Annotated in this window: 18 protein-coding genes; 17 read left to right on the top strand and 1 reads right to left on the bottom strand. The window is 38.2% G+C overall.

Annotation, left to right across the window (positions count from 1 at the left end):
* Nucleotides 1-120 precede the first annotated feature (120 nt).
* The 14 genes from M5A78_RS16740 to M5A78_RS16675 all read left to right on the top strand — a co-directional run bounded on the left by M5A78_RS16740 (nt 121) and on the right by M5A78_RS16675 (nt 12,206).
* Complete coding sequence (locus M5A78_RS16740; protein WP_248736424.1) at nt 121-1,362, top strand: ATP-binding protein; 1,242 nt, start codon at nt 121-123, stop codon at nt 1,360-1,362.
* Nucleotides 1,363-1,584: 222 nt separating this feature from the next.
* Nucleotides 1,585-2,748, top strand: a complete 1,164-nt coding sequence (locus M5A78_RS16735) for an HD-GYP domain-containing protein (protein WP_248736423.1) — start codon at nt 1,585-1,587, stop codon at nt 2,746-2,748.
* Nucleotides 2,749-2,895: 147 nt separating this feature from the next.
* The gene (locus M5A78_RS16730) at nt 2,896-4,077 is read left to right on the top strand and encodes a hypothetical protein (protein ID WP_248736422.1); all 1,182 of its coding nucleotides are present in this window, start codon (nt 2,896-2,898) and stop codon (nt 4,075-4,077) included.
* A 150-nt stretch (nt 4,078-4,227) separates the two neighbouring features.
* Entirely contained in the window at nt 4,228-5,310 is a 1,083-nt protein-coding gene (locus tag M5A78_RS16725; RefSeq protein ID WP_248736421.1) for a hypothetical protein, read from the top strand.
* The gene (locus tag M5A78_RS16720; RefSeq protein ID WP_248736420.1) at nt 5,297-7,486 is read left to right on the top strand and encodes a molybdopterin oxidoreductase family protein; all 2,190 of its coding nucleotides are present in this window, start codon (nt 5,297-5,299) and stop codon (nt 7,484-7,486) included. Before M5A78_RS16725 ends, M5A78_RS16720 begins: the two co-directional genes overlap by 14 nt.
* Nucleotides 7,487-8,047 (top strand): 4Fe-4S dicluster domain-containing protein, encoded by a 561-nt coding sequence (locus tag M5A78_RS16715; RefSeq protein WP_248736419.1) that lies wholly within the window; start codon nt 7,487-7,489, stop codon nt 8,045-8,047.
* A 12-nt stretch (nt 8,048-8,059) separates the two neighbouring features.
* Entirely contained in the window at nt 8,060-8,584 is a 525-nt protein-coding gene (locus M5A78_RS16710; RefSeq protein WP_248736418.1) for a Rieske 2Fe-2S domain-containing protein, read from the top strand.
* Nucleotides 8,574-8,765 (top strand): hypothetical protein, encoded by a 192-nt coding sequence (locus tag M5A78_RS16705; protein ID WP_248736417.1) that lies wholly within the window; start codon nt 8,574-8,576, stop codon nt 8,763-8,765. The genes M5A78_RS16710 and M5A78_RS16705 overlap by 11 nt, the downstream gene beginning before the upstream one ends.
* Nucleotides 8,758-9,069: a hypothetical protein gene (locus M5A78_RS16700; RefSeq protein ID WP_248736416.1), complete on the top strand. Its 312-nt coding sequence runs from the start codon at nt 8,758-8,760 to the stop codon at nt 9,067-9,069. The genes M5A78_RS16705 and M5A78_RS16700 overlap by 8 nt, the downstream gene beginning before the upstream one ends.
* Nucleotides 9,056-9,337, top strand: coding sequence for a hypothetical protein (locus M5A78_RS16695; RefSeq protein ID WP_248736415.1), 282 nt, complete (start codon nt 9,056-9,058; stop codon nt 9,335-9,337). The genes M5A78_RS16700 and M5A78_RS16695 overlap by 14 nt, the downstream gene beginning before the upstream one ends.
* A gap of 42 nt (nt 9,338-9,379) precedes the next feature.
* Entirely contained in the window at nt 9,380-10,033 is a 654-nt protein-coding gene (locus M5A78_RS16690; protein ID WP_248736414.1) for a sensor histidine kinase, read from the top strand.
* 20 nt (nt 10,034-10,053) lie between these two features.
* Complete coding sequence (locus M5A78_RS16685) at nt 10,054-10,707, top strand: response regulator (RefSeq protein ID WP_319942308.1); 654 nt, start codon at nt 10,054-10,056, stop codon at nt 10,705-10,707.
* Nucleotides 10,708-10,722: 15 nt separating this feature from the next.
* Nucleotides 10,723-11,172: a GAF domain-containing protein gene (locus M5A78_RS16680; RefSeq protein WP_248736413.1), complete on the top strand. Its 450-nt coding sequence runs from the start codon at nt 10,723-10,725 to the stop codon at nt 11,170-11,172.
* A gap of 14 nt (nt 11,173-11,186) precedes the next feature.
* Nucleotides 11,187-12,206 (top strand): PAS domain-containing sensor histidine kinase, encoded by a 1,020-nt coding sequence (locus tag M5A78_RS16675; protein ID WP_248736412.1) that lies wholly within the window; start codon nt 11,187-11,189, stop codon nt 12,204-12,206.
* Nucleotides 12,207-12,404: 198 nt separating this feature from the next.
* On the opposite strand, the gene M5A78_RS16670 is transcribed toward M5A78_RS16675, so the two are convergent.
* The gene (locus M5A78_RS16670; RefSeq protein WP_248736411.1) at nt 12,405-14,093 is read right to left on the bottom strand and encodes a glutamine--tRNA ligase/YqeY domain fusion protein; all 1,689 of its coding nucleotides are present in this window, start codon (nt 14,091-14,093) and stop codon (nt 12,405-12,407) included.
* A 197-nt stretch (nt 14,094-14,290) separates the two neighbouring features.
* Here M5A78_RS16670 and M5A78_RS16665 point away from each other — a divergent pair, with 197 nt between their 5' ends.
* The 3 genes from M5A78_RS16665 to M5A78_RS16655 all read left to right on the top strand — a co-directional run bounded on the left by M5A78_RS16665 (nt 14,291) and on the right by M5A78_RS16655 (nt 17,181).
* Entirely contained in the window at nt 14,291-15,277 is a 987-nt protein-coding gene (locus M5A78_RS16665; protein WP_248736410.1) for a Gfo/Idh/MocA family protein, read from the top strand.
* A 209-nt stretch (nt 15,278-15,486) separates the two neighbouring features.
* Entirely contained in the window at nt 15,487-16,503 is a 1,017-nt protein-coding gene (locus M5A78_RS16660) for a 4Fe-4S binding protein (protein WP_248736409.1), read from the top strand.
* 312 nt (nt 16,504-16,815) lie between these two features.
* Nucleotides 16,816-17,181, top strand: coding sequence for an SCP2 sterol-binding domain-containing protein (locus M5A78_RS16655; protein ID WP_248736408.1), 366 nt, complete (start codon nt 16,816-16,818; stop codon nt 17,179-17,181).
* Nucleotides 17,182-17,476: the final 295 nt, after the last annotated feature.

Raw genomic sequence — 17,476 nt, 5'->3', positions numbered from 1 at the left:
CACAGTTTTTTCGTTTTTATTGTCAATTTTTATGAAGAAAAATGATAAGATAGTAGGAGCATGTTTTGTGAATATTTTCAGATAATTCGTCATTAGAACTAGGCCAAGGGAGCAACTAATATGAAAGTAAGTAGCAAAAGCCCTAAATTAATCTTTGAAGAGAAAAAGGCGATTAAACTATTTTTATGGTTATTTTATATCTTTTTTTTCTCATTTGATTTTTTGTATTATTACATTTTACCTCTTTTTTCAGAGTTGGGGGATAAAAAATTTCTTCAGCAAGGACTTGGTTATTGGGTATTTATTGTAATCATCGGCTTACTGCCAATATCTGTCTATTTAATTAGAAAGCGTAACCCTTATCATGTTAAATACTTTTTTCTGTTAACCTATATCATTATTGATATTATAGATAATCTTATTAGGTATTATGGTACCTCACATAAATTTGCTTCTGGAAATATTGTTGAGTTATTATTTATATTTTTTTCCCCTATATTCGTGAATAGAAAATATTTTTGGACTGCCACAATAGCGGTTATCGGGAAGTATCTTTTTTTAGGAATGGTCCTACATGACCCTGAGGTTTTACCTCCTGCGCTTATAATTGGCATTGTTGCTGCAATCGCTTTTATTATCCTAATAAGATTTTATTCATATATTAATTCAATAACTTCAGTTCATGAAGAGCTCCATCAAAAAGAGAAACTTGCCGTGATTGGGCAAATGGCCGCAGCGATTGGCCATGAAATACGAAATCCTCTTTCTTCATTAAAAGGATTTACACAGCTACAGCAGGAGCGACATCCAAATGGCAATAATTTTTATCCAATCATGATACAGGAAATTGATCGGATTAATAGCATAGTTAACGATTTGATGTACCTTGGGAAACCAAGGGATATCAAATTTGAAAAAGCGAGTATTGAAGAAATAATTGCCTATACACTTTCTATAACGCAACAACAGGTTGATAGGGAAGGAGTAACAGTCGAAACCATAATCGCTGGCCCATTACCACCTATAGATTGCGAAGAAAAACAACTAAAGCAAGTTTTTATTAACTTGATAAAAAATGCAATCGAAGCAATGCCTAACGGTGGACAGATAAAGATAAAGGTGAAGGTTTCAGCAGAGGGCAAACTGTCAATCTCGATCGAGGATGAAGGGTATGGGATTTCTGAGGAGAATATCGCCAATCTAGTAGAACCATTTTTTACTACAAAAAAAGATGGAACAGGACTGGGATTAATGGTTACGAGTCAAATTATTAAGGACCACAATGGTGAGTTGAAAATAGATAGTAATATTGGAAAAGGAACAAAAGTCCATGTTACGTTACCATTAACACAAAAAATATAAGCAATAATTAAATCTACAAATATACAAAATTCATCAAAATAAAGGGTTTCATGGGCATTCTAGATGATATATAATGTAGAAGAATAAGGAAATTTTATAGAATTTTGTTTAAAATGTAGAAGAATAAGTAAATTTTGTAGAATTTTGTTTAAAATGATGAAATACTGTATAAAAAAGACCGATTTTTGTTTAGAAAATTGTTAGATGCACCTGGAGGATTATATGATACCACATGAAGAGCAGCGTACTGTGAAATGGTACCTTTTATTATCTTATATAATTGTGATAGGATATGATGTATTTTATTATTACATTGTTCCTACTTATATCTCACATGAAAAGAGTGGTTTTCCGAGTGATTTTTGGTATCTTACCTATTTAGTTTTAATTATATTAATACCAATTTCCCTCTATTTAAATAAAATAAAGAAACCATTTTGGATTAAACATGTTTTTGTCAGCAGTTATTTATTTACAACATTTTTGGTTGATATTTTAACCTATTATGGTGACCGAAGTACCACCTACAGGAGTGGTAATGTTGTAGAAGTATTTTTAATTTTAACGTTACCTCTTTTTCTCAATTCAAGGTTTTTTTGGGTAGTGACCCTAGGAGTTGTAGCTCGTTACGTTTTTACAGGTATTATTTTAGATACTACATATGTAACTATGCCTATTTTTTTATTAACCATTCTATCTAGTGTTTCTTACTTGTTATTAGTTCGATTCCAAGGTTATGTTCGAGCTATTCGAACTGTGTATGACAATCAGCTGGAGGGAATTGTTAAGGGTGTTATTGCAACACTGGAATTGAAAGATCAATATACAAGAGGGCATAGTGAACGTGTTGCCAGCTATGCTTTGTTATTAGCGAAAGAAATTGGTAAGTTTTCAAATGAGGAACAAAAATCATTTTATTATGCCTGCTTACTACATGATATAGGAAAGGTACATATTCCAGATCAGATTCTAATGAAACCGGGGAAACTCACAAAAGAAGAATTTGAAATTATTAAATCTCATCCAAGTGTCGGTGCTGAAGCTGTTAAAAATGTTGAGGGGATAAAGGATTGTATTTGTGTCATTCGTTCTCATCATGAACGCTGGGATGGGAAAGGGTATCCTGAGCAATTAAAGGGAGAAGAGATTCCTTTACTAGCTAGAGTAACTTCTGTTGCCGATGCTTTTGATGCCATGACTTCTTCGCGATCCTATCGAGAGGCTATGTCTGTTGAAGAAGCCTATAAACGTATCATTGAAGGTAAGGGTTCCCAATTTGATCCAATGCTAGTGGAAGAATTCAAAAAAGTATTTCCAGCATGGGTCAAATTTCATAAAAAATATCCATGGACTAAAAAGTGGGAATTACCTAAGGAGGTGGAATAATGAAAATTCGTAAACTTAAGAAGGTAAAAACAACTTGTTGGTGGTGTCCATATTTTGGATTATAAAAAAACAAAAAATAAGGATGCTAGCGAAAGCTGGGCATCCTTTTTATTTTTACTATATTAATTACTTGCAAAGGGTGTTCAAATGAGCCTTACACTCGATTCACATCTAATCTTGGTTCCCCTTGAGATTCGCGAAGATAAAAAAAATTACATCATTGAAGATCAGGTTTCTGGTGAGTTTTATGAAATGCCGGAAGTTTGCATTGATGCCATTCAGTTAATAAACGATGGAAAAACTTTAGGTGAAGTCGAATCACTTCTTAAAGAAAAATTTCCGAATGAAGATATTGACCTGCTTGATTTTGCTGGGCAGTTACTTGAGCTTCAGGTGATTGCTGAAATAAATGGCGTGAAAATAGAAAATAAGAAAAAGACGAAGGAAGACTTCGGGTTTTTATGGGTTTCGCCAAAATTGGGGAAATTCTTTTTCAATAAGGCTGGATACTTTATTTATTTCGTCTTATTTATTGTAAATATATCTCTATTTATTGCTACTCCATCTTTATTTCCTCATTATAAGGATCTTTTTATTTTTGACTTAATGGTATTAAATATCCCTGCATGGATGCTTTTAACTTTTATTCTTGTATTACTTCATGAATTCGGCCACATTTTAGCAATGAGGGCGCAAAATCTCCCTACTAAAATAGAAGTTGGTCATCGTTTATTTCTTGTTGTTCTTGAGACGGATATGTCATCAGTGTGGAAACTGCCGTCAAAGAATCGTAATGTTTTATTTTTAGCTGGACTTTGTTTTGACACGCTTATCCTTTCATTAGCTTTGATTTTTCAGCTCATCTTCGCAAATGGATCAGAGGTGTTCTTAAGTATCCTGAGTGTGGTGGTCTTAGATACATTTATTCGGATAGTCTATCAACTTTGTATTTATATGAAAACAGATTTCTATTACGTGTTTGAAAATGTATCCGGTTGCTATAATTTGATGGAAAATGCCCAGCAAATGATTAGAAAGTGGCTTCCGTTTCGACCATTGGTTTCAAAGAGCGAGGTTGTTTTCGCTGAAGAAAGAAAGACAGTTTTCCTCTATTCTATTTTCTATTTTGTTGGTGTATTTTTGACCATGGGACTATTTGTAATATATTATATCCCGCAAGTATTGTTTGCTTGGAAAATGGTTCTACCAGGTTTTTCAGAAGGACCGACATCTATTCTTTTTTGGGATGCTCTGCTTTTCTCCATGCAAATCCTAATTGGATTGCTGCTTTTACTCTACTCTTGGCGGAAAAAATATATCCGTGGTTAGCTTTGTGACGGAACTTTGTCTAAATATGAATTTCTAAGGGTTTTTTCCCCCTATGATAGGGGAGTTCCCCGATATAGATAACACTACTGTTTTTCTTACAATGAAGATAAGAAAACGGAAGTGTTATTTTTTTTTAAGGAGGAGCAGGAAATGCAGGCTATTAATTCAACAACTAAAAAAACTGGAAACTCAGTCAATGATGCCTTTGCTTCACATTTTGCCAAATCAATGTTTCTAACGGTTGCCGGACTAGTGATTCTAACTTTTATCGGTACAAGAATGTTCACCCACGTCGACTTAAATTTGTACGGATATATGATCGGAACAATCGTTTTTATCGGTGGATTTTTCTACAGGTTTATCGCATGGGGCGAAAGACCGCCAACCAAAGTTTTTATCAAAAAGGGCTTAAAACTGCTGTTTAAAAAAAGCACGCCAAAAACAGCAGTCAATCATTTAGCAATTTACGATTTCATCCGCAATCGCGGAGTTTACCGCTGGGTTCAGCATATCTTAATCGGCTGGGGCTGCGTCCTTGCTTGTTTAGTAACGTTCCCATTAGTGTTTAGCTGGATGTACTTTACAATGGAAGACAATGGCTACTATACAATTGTGTTATTTGGAATGAACGTCATGCACGTAAAAGCAGAGGGAATAATCGCCTGGCTATCCTATAATGCCTTAAATATTGCAGCAATCATGGTTACGGCGGGTGTTTGTATGGCACTATATCGCCGCTTGAAAAACATGCAGGCAAGAGCGGAGCAAAAATTTATGTACGATTTTCTTCCGCTTTACCTCCTATTATTCATTTCGATTACTGGACTTTTACTTACCTTCCAGAACATCGTGCTACATGGTTGGATGCAGCCGCAAATGTCGTTAATTCACCAATTTTCAGTAATTGTAACGTTAATCTACTTACCATTCGGAAAGCTTGCTCACATTCCTTTCCGCCCAATGAGCGTACTTGCCAGAAATTACCGCGAGCATTATGGTGAACAGCATATGAAGGAATGTAAGGTGTGCGGTGAACCCTTTGTATCATTGGAACAATCAAACGATGTCATTCAAGTATTGGGTGTCAACGAGATCGAATTTAATATGAATGATGGCTTTAATCTTGCTGAATTGTGCCTGCCATGCCGCAGAAAATATCGAATTGCTAGATTCTCAGGATTCGCAACCCATCAAGTGAAGGTTAAGGAGGCAAACCAGAATGCAAAGGGATAATTATAAGAACGAAAGAGATAAATATTTTAAAGAAATCGAAAACTTAAACCATCCCAATGAAACATTGGTCAAGACACACTGTAGTTATTGTGCCATGCAATGTGGGATGAACCTAAGGGTAAATACAAAGACAAACAAGATCATTGGGGTTGAGCCTCGATATGATTGGCCAGTCACATTAGGAAAGATGTGTCCAAAAGGAGTTACTGCTTACCAACAGGTAAATCATAAAGATCGGTTATTAAAACCGTTAATTCGTGATGATCAATCATTAAAAGGTACGAAAAATGGCTTCCGTGAAGCAAGCTGGGATGAGGCATACGAGCTTATCGTAAAAAGATTCACCGATCTTCAAAAGAATTATGGGAAAGATTCAGTATCAGTATATAGCGGTGTTTCAATGACAAATGAAAAGTGTTACTTAACGGGGAAATTTGCTCGTGTTGCACTCCAAACACGCTACATTGATTATAATGGCCGATTCTGTATGGCTAGTGCAGCAGGTGGTTTAAATCGCTCATTAGGTATAGATAGAGGTTCAACAATTCCATGGACGGATGTACATGAAACCGATTGTATTTTTCTTGCAGGAAGTAATACCGCGGATTGCCATCCGACGATGATGTTCCGGGTTTGGGGAATTCAAGAACGGGGCGGCTATGTGATTGTTGCTGACCCAAGGGAAACGCCAGTCGCCAGAAGAGCTGATCTCCATCTTGATTTAAAGCCTGGTACTGACCTTGCACTTGCCAATGGGATTGTAAATTTACTAATCCAAAATGGCTATGCTGATGAAGAATTTGTAAAAAATCACACAAATGGCTTTGAAGAAACAAAGGAGCTAGTAAAAGAATTCACGCCAGAATATACAAGTGAGATCACAGGGGTGGCACCAGAAAAAATTATCCGCGCGGCCGAATTGTACGGAAAAGCACCGAATGCGATTGTTATGTTTGCCAGAGGGATTGAGCAACAAATTAAAGGGGTAGATAACGTTTCTGCCTATACCAATATGGCACTTGTTACTGGGAAAATTGGTCGTGCTAAATCGGGCGTTGCGACCATTACAGGACAAGGAAACGGTCAAGGGGGACGCGAGCATGGACAAAAAGCTGATGCACTTCCCGGATACCGTAAAATAGCGAATCCTGATCATGTAAAATATGTTTCAAAGGTTTGGGGCATTGAACCGGAAGAAATGCCTAAAGAGGGTGTGTCTGCATTCGAAATGTTCGGATTAATGGAGCAAAAGACCATTCGTGCTTTATACCTATTATGTTCAAATCCTGCCGTTTCTGCACCTGATCAGAATTATGTGCGTGAACAGATGAAAAACTTAGACTTCATGGTATGCGTTGATTTTTTCCTTTCAGAATCTGCTGAATTTGCAGATGTCGTGCTCCCTACAACCACTTGGGCGGAAGATGAAGGTACCACAACAAATGTAGAGGGAAGAATCATCAAGATTAACAGAGCACAAATGCCGCTTGGTGAATCAAAGCCAGACTGGCAGATTCAAATAGAAATTGCAGAGCGTCTCGGCCGAGGGAAATATTTTTCCCATTTAAAAACGTCCAAAGACGTATTTAATGAGCTTCGTGTCGCTTCAAAAGGTGGAACGGCTGATTATTACGGCGTAACTTGGGAAAAGATTGACAAGCAAGACGGCGTGTTCTGGCCTTGTAAAGATGAATCTGATCCCGGAACACCGCATTTGTTCTTAGATAAAAAATTCAATCATCCAGATGGAAAAGCAAAGATTCTCGCATTGCCAGACAGACCGTCAGCAGAAGTACCGGATGAAAAATACCCATTGCACTTAACAACTGGGCGGGTCGTCTATCATTATTTATCAGGGAATCAAACGAGAAGAATTCAATTCCTTCGTGATATGTGCCCGGAACCATTTGTAGAAGTTCATCCGGAAACAGCAGAAAAATACAGCATTGAACATGAAGAATACGTTCGTCTCTATACTCGTAGAGGGGAAGCAACATATAAAGTGAAAATTACAGAGGCCATTCGGAAGGATACCGTATTTGTTCCATACCACTGGGGTCATGAAAAATCTATTAATCTATTGACAATCGGTGCACTTGATCCCTATTCAAGGATGCCAGAATTTAAAACTTGTGCAGCGCAGATTGAAAAAATGAAAACCAGGGCGGTGCAGTAAATGAAGAAGAGGCTATATTTAGAACTTGAAAACTGTATAGGGTGCCGTTCCTGTTTGGCTGCTTGTACACAGTGCGGTGGGCATGAGGAACGTAACCGTAACTATGTGTACGATGTGAACCCACTTTTGAACCGTCAAACGATGCCACTAATGTGCCTTCACTGTGTGAATCCAGCGTGTGCGAGAAGCTGCCCCGCTCAGGCCATCCAAATTCACGAAACAGGAGCTGTACTTTCGGCGCTTGTGGAAAAGTGTATTGGCTGTCAAAACTGTACGATTGCTTGCCCATATGGGATTCCGAAGTTTGATACGGAACAAAATTTAATGTATAAATGTGATCTTTGTATCGATCGCTCGAAAGACGGTATTCCACCAATGTGTGCGAGTGTTTGCCCAACAAACACGTTGCAATGGTTGACAGATGACGAAATTGAAGCAAAACAAAAGCAATTCAATCTTGATAATGGCAAATGGGTAACAAGCCTGCCTTATTTAGAAGGCGAAACAAATGTAAAAGTGAATCTCCCTGGTATCCTACAGGGCGTCACTAAATTGTTTTAGGAGGGATTAAAGATGACAGATAAAAATAATAAAATCCCGTTCAATGAAGATAACTATACACATAATATAAATCGCAACAATGAAAGAAAGCTTGACCGCCGAGGTTTCATGAAAACACTAGTTGGTGCAGCCGGAGTATTTGCTATTTCTTCATTGCCATGGGGGGCATTAGCAGCAAAAGAACTTACAGGTCTCGGTGACAAAAAATATCCAAAGCAAAAAATCACCGAAGAAAAGTCCCTAGCAATTGGAGATGCCGTAGATTTTGCTTTTCCAGGAGAACATGATAGTGCGATCTTAATCCGCCTCTCAGAGAAAAAATACGTTGCCTACCAAAATGCTTGTACCCATCTTCGCTGCCCTGTTTTCTGGAAAAAGGATGAAGGTGAAATGCTTTGCCCTTGTCATCATGGGAAATTTGATGTAAATACGGGTGAACCCATTGCCGGTCCGCCAAGACGTCCACTTCCGGAAATTTATGTTAAAGTAGAAAATGGTGCGGTTTATGCTGTGGGGGTGAAACGTTATGAAGCGTAGTTACGTACCTGTAGCTCTCCTACTTGTCGTTTTGATGCTAAACATTATTTGTACGCAGTATATGGTCCATCAATATTTTTATGAGAATTACACAAATACTATTATTGCAGCTGTCATCAACGTTATTTTATTTCCGGTAGCATTCGTTATTTACAAAAAAGGTGTGAATGTCAATGACTAGTGAAACCTATATTGATTTTTGTTTCGTACGGCCAGAATCAGGGGGATTTGCAGCTGAAATTGACGAGTTATTGAAGAACACCTTTGCGAAGAAACGGTTAAATTGGTTTTTAGAAGAAAAAGCAATCGAAGGTGCCGAGATGGTTGTTGCAGAAATTAAAGGAATGAGCGATTGGTTTTCTGAGGAAGAGACCATACAATACATCGAAGAGCATGCAGGAGAGAAGTTTTGGGAGTATTTGCAGGGCTACAAGATGTTCATCTATCCTGTCGTGAAGGGATGCAATAGCTGTGGAACCCATTAACTTAGATAATGTAAAGCGATTCGTAGGCATACCTGTAGAAATTTCGATTCAAGATCAAGATGGCGGAGATCAGGCCCCTGCTGTAAAGAAAACAATAAAAAAAGTTCAACTTTGTCCTGACGGAACCCATATTCGCTTTTATTTCAACGATATAAATTTTCTGGCCGTCCCATTGATTAGTCTTGTGAATGAATTTAAAGGGCAATGGTCAGCATTTGACCAAAAAAGTGGTTTAACCTATATTATAAAAGAGATTCAGGTTTTTTAAAAAAAGCCTGTCTTTTTTTATAAAATGGAGGGGGTGAATGGAATGGAGCGTATACAACCTAAGGAACAGATAAGCTCCTATATTATCCAATCACAGGAAGAAGAAATTAAGCGGATTTCAGAGGAACTACATGAAGGTGTCGGACAGAACCTATATAGTATTTTAACAGGATTACAGTATGTAAAGTCTGGTGTCGGCGAGCCGAATATGAAAAATTATTTGGAGGAAATGGAACAACTGATTGAAAAAACGATCCAAGAAATTAGACTTCTTTCTGTTGAATTGCATCCTCCTGTTCTAACAACGCTTGGGTTACTTCCTGCTGTGAAAAGCTATCTTACGTTATATACCTCGACATTTGGAATTTTGGTGGATTTAGAATCAACTGGTGAGGAAAAAGTGCTGCCGGAAAAAAACAGTATTGCTGTGTTTCGGGTGTGTCAGGAAGCACTAACGAATATTGTGAAGTATGCGGATACATCAAATGTGAAAATGAGTTTTATATGGACAGAGGATAAGCTAGAAATTACTATCATTGATTTTGGTAATGGATTCCAACTAGAGGAATACACAGATGACAATTATGCATCAGGTATTGCTGCGATGAAAGAAAGAATGCTTCTAACTGGCGGAAAATGCCTGATTTCCTCTAAAATAGGAGAAGGAACCTCTATTGAACTGTCCCTACCTTTATAGAACGTAAAGGAGAGTTGAAATTGATAAAAATCCTATTGGTTGATGATCATGCTGTTGTTAGAATGGGCCTTAAAATGTTGCTAAATACAAATCCAGAAGTGGAAGTGATTGGTGAAGCTTCTGAAGGCAATGAAGGAATAAAAAAGGCATTAAAGTTAAAGCCTGATGTCGTAGTGATGGATTTAAGCATGCCTCACGGTAAAGACGGGTTGTCGGCGACAACTGAATTGAAAAAGCTGATGCCAGAGATTAATATTCTTATTTTAACGATGCATGATGATGAAGAATACCTCTTCCGAGCGATTCAAGGCGGGGCTTCGGGTTGTATTTTAAAAAGTGCCCCACACGATGAATTGCTGACGGCAATTGAATCGGTTGCGGCAGGAGATGCCTATCTTCATCCTTCAGCACAGAAGCGATTAATGGAGGAATATTTGGCTGGTGTCAGGCATGATGGTAATGATACGTACAATCTTTTATCAGACCGAGAAAGGGAAGTTTTAACGCTGATTGCCAAGGGATACTCAAACAAAGAAATTGCAGAGCAACTGGTCATTAGTGTGAAAACAGTAGAGACCCACAAAGGAAACTTGATGGAAAAATTGCAAATGAAAACCAGACCTGAGCTCGTGGAATATGCCGTTAAAAAAGGGTTATTAGGTTATGATATTTAAGGGGAATCACATAGGATGACAGAGTTAAGAGAATTGCAAGAGGTTATCGATGTTTGCTCCCAGCTAAAGGCTGTGGCCTGCTGCGATTTTGTCGGGCTTGCCATTCAAAATAAAGTAGGCCCTGATGTCCGATGGCATTATGCAATAGGCAATTTAAATGATAAATACAAAAGAATTACGGTTCGTTTCGGAAAAGGAATTGCTGGAAAAATCATTTCAAGTGGAAGCCCAATGATGATGACAGATTTTCCTCACGATATTTTGGGGAAAATGACGGATTATCCGATTGCACTTGCTGAAAAACTTGTCTCATCCTATGCAGTTCCTATATTTTTTAATCATGTTCCAAAAGGGGTCTTGCTTGTCGGAAAAAGGGAAAAATATTCCTTTAGCGAAGAGGAGCAGGAAAAGGTTAAGGCGTCTGCACTATCCTTGGAACAGATTTTAAAGAAGCATTTATTGTGATGCGGGGGATGGAAATGGATGTTGATTTTCAAAAAATGAAAAATGAACTGATAGATTATAAATTTGCCCTCGATATCTCATCAATTGTTGCCATCACCGATTCGCAGGGCATGATTACATATGTGAATGATCAATTTTGTCAGATCTCTAAATACTCACGGGAAGAACTAGTAGGCAACGATCATAGAATCATAAACTCGGGTTACCATCCAAAAAACTTTTTTAAGGACATGTGGATAACGCTTGGGTCAGGGAAAGTATGGAAGGGTGAAATCTGCAATAGGGCTAAAGATGGTACGTACTATTGGGTCGATACAACAATTGTTCCTTTTTTAAGCGAAAAAGGGAAACCTTATCAGTATTTGGCGATTCGCTATGAAATTACCGAAAGAAAACGTGTTGAGCAGGAATTACAAAAAATGATGACAACCATCATTGATGTGCAGGAAGAGGAACGAAAGCGACTGTCGAGAAATTTGCACGATGGAATTGGGCAAAATCTTTATAGCCACTTAATCACGATTAATCGTTTACTGTCTGAAATGGATCATCCATTGCTACAGCAAATGCAAAAGGAAGCCACTCAACTAATTGAGGAAATTCGTGAAATCTCATGGGAGCTGCGCCCATCTGTTTTAGATGACCTTGGTTTAGTACCAGCCATCCGTTCTTATTTATCCCGTTATTCAGACCATTATAATATCGATGTTTATTTTGATTGTGTCTTAAATCGCCGTCTAAATATCAGTATAGCACTGACCATTTATCGGATTATTCAAGAGGCACTAACGAATATCCGGAAATACGCAAATGTTTCTACAGCAACGGTCACCGTAAGAGAGATGGACAATGTGGTTAGGGTATTGGTAGAGGACAAAGGAATGGGATTTGACCGGGAAAGGCAATCCCTAGGTGTCGGGCTTTTCAGCATGGATGAACGGGCTCGCTCAGTCGGGGGAGAGCTCATGGTTACTACTTCACCTGGGAAGGGAACAAAAATTATTTTAGAAGTGCCGATTTCGCATGAGAATTAAGAAAAGCGCAAGCGACCTGGTCAGCGACGTAAGGGCTGGACTGAATCGACTGAGATAAAGGAAACACGGTGAGCGTTAGCGAACCGATGTTGACTTATCGTAGGGAGGTGAGGGAAGCACTCTAGTCGCTAGGGCGCTGGAGCTGGACAATTCTCAAAGTTGAAAATTTTATACTTTCTTAACTTTTAAAAAAGGGTTTCAGGCACCATTTGGTGCCTGACACCATTTTTTTGTAATTTTAAACGAACTCTTTAAGGAAACGATTCGGTTAAAGACCAGCTTATCTACTGTCGTGTCTTTTGGATCAACATTAAAGTAACCGTGTCTAAAGAACTGAAATTTCTCCTGCGGTCTGCTTTCTCTCATGTTTGGCTCGACAAAGCCTTGCAGCACTTCTAATGATTTTGGATTTACATGATCAAGGAAAGTTGTCTCCTTATCACTGTCATCTTCTGTTTCGTCCAAAATAAGCGGTTCATATAGGCGGAATTCAGCAGGTACCGCATGTGTTACTTCTACCCAATGAATTGTTCCTTTCACTTTGCGGCCAGTAAAGCCAGTACCACTTTTGGTTTCCGGGTCGTATGTGCAGCGCAACTCGACAACCTCCCCGTTCGCATCCTTGACGATTTCTTCACATTTAATGAAATACGCATTTTTAAGGCGAACCTCATTGCCAGGGAATAGACGGAAATATTTTTTGGGCGGATCTTCCATAAAATCATCTTTTTCGATATAAATTTCACGAGAAAACGGAATTTTCCGCATCCCCATTTCTGGATTTTCTGGGTTGATTTCAGCATCAAGTAATTCAATTTGGCCTTCTGGATAATTGGTGATGACCACTTTTAAAGGGTTAATCACACCCATTGTCCGCGGTGTTTTAAGTTTCAAATCTTCACGGACAAAGTGTTCGAGCATTTGCGAGTCAACAGTACTGTTGTTTTTAGTAATCGCTGTTTCACTAACAAAGGTACGAATGGATTCAGGGGTAAACCCTTTTCTTCTCATCCCGGAAATGGTTGGCATTCGCGGGTCATCCCAGCCATCAACAAACCCTTCGTCTACCAATTGTTTAAGCTTTCGTTTACTCATAACCGTATTGGACACGTTTAAGCGGCCAAACTCAATTTGCTGTGGTGTGTTCTCCATTTCACTTTGTTCCACAACCCAATTATAAAGGGGACGTTGATCCTCAAATTCAATCGTACAAATCGAATGAGTGACACCCTCAATCGCATCTTCAAGTGGGTGGGCAAAAGCATACATGGGATAAATGCACCATTTATCGCCCGTATTATGATGTGTAGCATGGGAAATTCGGTAGATGACAGGGTCACGCAAATTAATATTTGGTGAGGCCATATCAATTTTTGCCCGCAAGACCTTTTGACCGTTAGCGAACTCACCGTTCCTCATCTGCTCGAATAAATCAAGGTTTTCCTCAATGGATCGCTCGCGGTATGGGCTATTTTTCCCTGGATCTGTCAGCGTGCCGCGATATTCACGGATTTCGTCAGCAGTAAGGTCATCTACATATGCCAGTCCTTTTTTAATTAAAAGTACAGCTTTGTTATACATTTCCTCGAAATAATTGGAGGCGAATAATAAGTCATCCCATTCGAATCCCAGCCATTTTACGTCTTCTTTAATGGAATTTACATATTCGATATCTTCCTTTGTCGGGTTTGTATCGTCAAAGCGTAAATTGGTTTTTCCGTTAAATTCATCGGCTAAGCCAAAATTGATGATAATTGATTTTGCATGTCCAATATGTAAATAACCATTTGGCTCTGGAGGGAAACGAGTTACGATTTTGCTGTGATGACCTGATTCCAAATCTTTTATCATAATATCTTTAATAAAATTTGATGTTTGATTGTCCACACTTTTCAACCTCTTTCATCTTGTCTACTATTAATAAATAACATAAATATTGATATTTTTCCATTGTTCCCAACAATTCATGAGTAAAACACTCCAAGTGTGGAATTATTTAGTCGATTTAAATATAAAAATGGTAAGGAAAGCTAAAAAGGACTAAAATGTTACTTTAAGGATGCATAAATAGAAAGGGGATTATTATGATTAATTTTGCCACAGTAGGAACAGGATGGATAACTGAATCCTTTATCCAAGCAGCAAACTTTAGCGGATTCTTCCATTTAGTTGGAGTTTATTCGCGGACAGAAGACAAGGCAAAGCAGTTTGCTGATAAAAATAATGCTCCCCATTATTATACCCATTTAGCAGACATGGTGAATAGCAAAGAGATTGAAGCAGTTTATATTGCTTCACCTAATTCTGTCCATTTTGAGCAAGCGTTAACTTTTTTGAAAAATAAAAAGCATGTCATATGTGAAAAGCCGATTTTTTCAAATACAGCTGAATTAGAGATCGCTTACCGGACAGCTGAGGAGAATGGCGTTTTTTTGTTTGAAGCGATTCGCAATATCCATACACCTAATTACCAAATATTAAAAGAAAAACTCCATATGGCCGGAGAGCTTAGAAGTACAATCCTTACCTATATGAAGTATTCCTCCCGCTATGATCTATTTTTACAAGGGGAGGAACCAAATATTTTCTCAGCGACTTACTCGGGTGGTGCGCTCGTTGATTTGGGCGTTTATCCGCTTTATTTGGCAGTTGGCTTGTTTGGCGAACCTCAAAGGGTAACCTATCACCCTGTCCTGTTAAGAAGTGGTGTCGACGGCAGTGGCACACTTGTATTACAATATGATTCCTTTATTTGTACCATCCTTTGTTCGAAAATATCAGATTCGATGATTCCATGTGAAATACACGGGGAAAAGGGTACCTTTGTCCTTGAGGATGCAGCACCAATTTCGAACATTAAATTCATGAACCGCCATTCAAAAGAAAGTCAAATCTTGAGTGTGGAGCAAGAAGAACAAGACATGGTCTATGAATGTATAAATATTGCCAAGATCATTGAATCAAAAAACGTCCAAGAGTATGAAGAATTAAAAAGTTGGAGTAAGTTAGTACTAAGGATTACGGAAGAAGTTAGGAAAGAAAATAATATTTTATTTGCATCAGAAAAATAAGAAACTGTTTCTGTTGGTGCTTTTAAGGGTTGATCCAAATTTTGTATTAACCGTTTACACGTTTGAAAGGACAATAATAAGTGAATATTTGACAGATTTAAGTCATCAATATGACATTTCCTTGAATTGGATCTTTGCAATGATCTAAATCACATACCTTGATTTTTCCCTTCTTTATAGTAAATGTAACGAAGAATGGAGGAATCGTGATGAAATCAGTAGCGTGGTACAAGAAACAATTGAAACATAAGCCGGTTCAAATCACAAGATATGTCGTTCAAGCTATGTTTCTTTTGTTTTTACTATATGTAGGATTTCAGTTTTATCAATTTTATCAGCATTTTGAAACTCTCGGAAAGACGCCTTTCGTCGAAAGACCATCTGCAGTGGAAGGTTTTTTACCAATCAGTGCCTTAGTTGCCCTGAAGGTTTGGCTGACCAGCGGGGAATTTGATGCCATCCATCCCGCTGGGCTTGTCTTGCTTGCATTTTTTATTGGAGCAGGCTTTCTTCTTCGTAAATCCTTCTGCAGCTGGATTTGCCCTGTCGGTACAGCTGGAGAAATGATTGGATGGCTTGGAAGAAAAATTTTTAAAAAGAATTTTGAGCTTCCACGATGGCTGGTTTGGTTATTAACACCTATAAAATATGTTTTGCTACTATTCTTTGTAGCTATGGTTATTCAAATGGATATCTTCAGCGCCAAAAACTTTCTCGTGGATCCCTATAATAAGGTTTCCGATGTAAAAATGCTTTTGTTATTCCTAAATATTGGCGGCTTTACTTTGAAATTTGTCATTGTCATCTTTATTCTATCTTTATTTTTCAGAAACTTTTGGTGCCGTTTCCTTTGCCCATATGGTGCTTTGATCGGTCTTGGTAGTATTTTTAGAATAACAAAAATACAACGTAATGAAGATACCTGTACTTCTTGCGAAATGTGTACAAAGGTTTGCCCGCAAAGATTGCAGGTTCATAAAATTGAAAAAGTCAATTCACTAAATTGTTCCGCCTGTATGTCATGTGTGGAAGCCTGCCCTGTTAAGGATACGCTAAATATGACGGTTGCAAATAAAAAGGTAAATAAATGGTTTGTTCCAGTAACCTTCTTCGTCCTGTTCTTCGTTATTATTGGGATTGCAAAAATGACAGGCCACTGGGATACCATCATTTCTTATAAAGAATGGAAAGAATTGATTCCAGATGCACGATATATCGGTCATTAGGTCATTGTCCAATTAGCAGCCATTTAACCGGCTGCCTTTTTTTTTAGCCGATAGGAAGAGTAACTTTCATTTCAGGCATAAGTGCACGAACGAAAACTTCCTGACCATAGGCTTCTCAATTAAAAAGCTGTGTTTTCGAGTACTACTCCTCATGAACCTCCCTTCGGAGTTCACTTATCGGCGAGTTTTTTTAAAAATGGGTAATATTCGAAAATGTTCGAAAAATATTCATTGTAAGATACGGATAGGTATTAGTATCATGTTAGTAAGGGAATTGCTTTAGTTTTTTACATTTCAAGGAGGAATTAATCCATGGCCAAAAAAGTTGATGAGTATTCTTTAGCAGACCTAATGATAAGAATTGAAGAAATTTTCAATGAAAATCCCGGACCGATTCAAGGCTTTGAAGCTATTGTCCAATATGACATTCACGGTGAGGCGGAAGGTACATATCAGCATTATTTTCATGATGGAAAATTAACGATTAAGGAAGGAGTAGAATCTACTCCTACTGTGACGATGGCATTATCGTATGATAACTTCAAAAAATTTCTATTAGGAAAACAAAGTGGCACCATGGCATTATTGACTGGAAAAGTAAAGGCAAAAGGCGACATTAGCAAGGGAATGAAAATAGAAACCATACTTCGTAAATACAATATAAGAGAACCATTTTAAGCTTCGTAGCTGCGAAGAAGTAATTCACATAAATCATATTGGATCTAGAAAAATAGCACATTCTTATGAATGTACTCAGATTGTCGAGAAAGGGTATTTTTCTCGGCAATTTTTTAATAATGGACTGGCCCTGCAAACTGGCCTGTTGATTTCCGCTCCGGGCACTCGCTTTCAGCGGGGAGGTCCGGGAGCCCGTCTAGCTGCAGCGCCTAGCCCCTCGAGGTCGCTTCGGTCCTGCCGCTGAAGTCAAAGAACGACTTCAACGTCAGGCCCTCCAGCGCTTGTCGGGGCTGGA

Origin of the sequence: Neobacillus rhizosphaerae (genome assembly GCF_937468385.1) — a bacterium.
Lineage (GTDB): Bacteria > Bacillota > Bacilli > Bacillales > Cytobacillaceae > Neobacillus > Neobacillus rhizosphaerae.
Note: the sequence above shows the minus strand (reverse complement) of the source record. Positions and strands in the feature narration are given on the sequence as shown.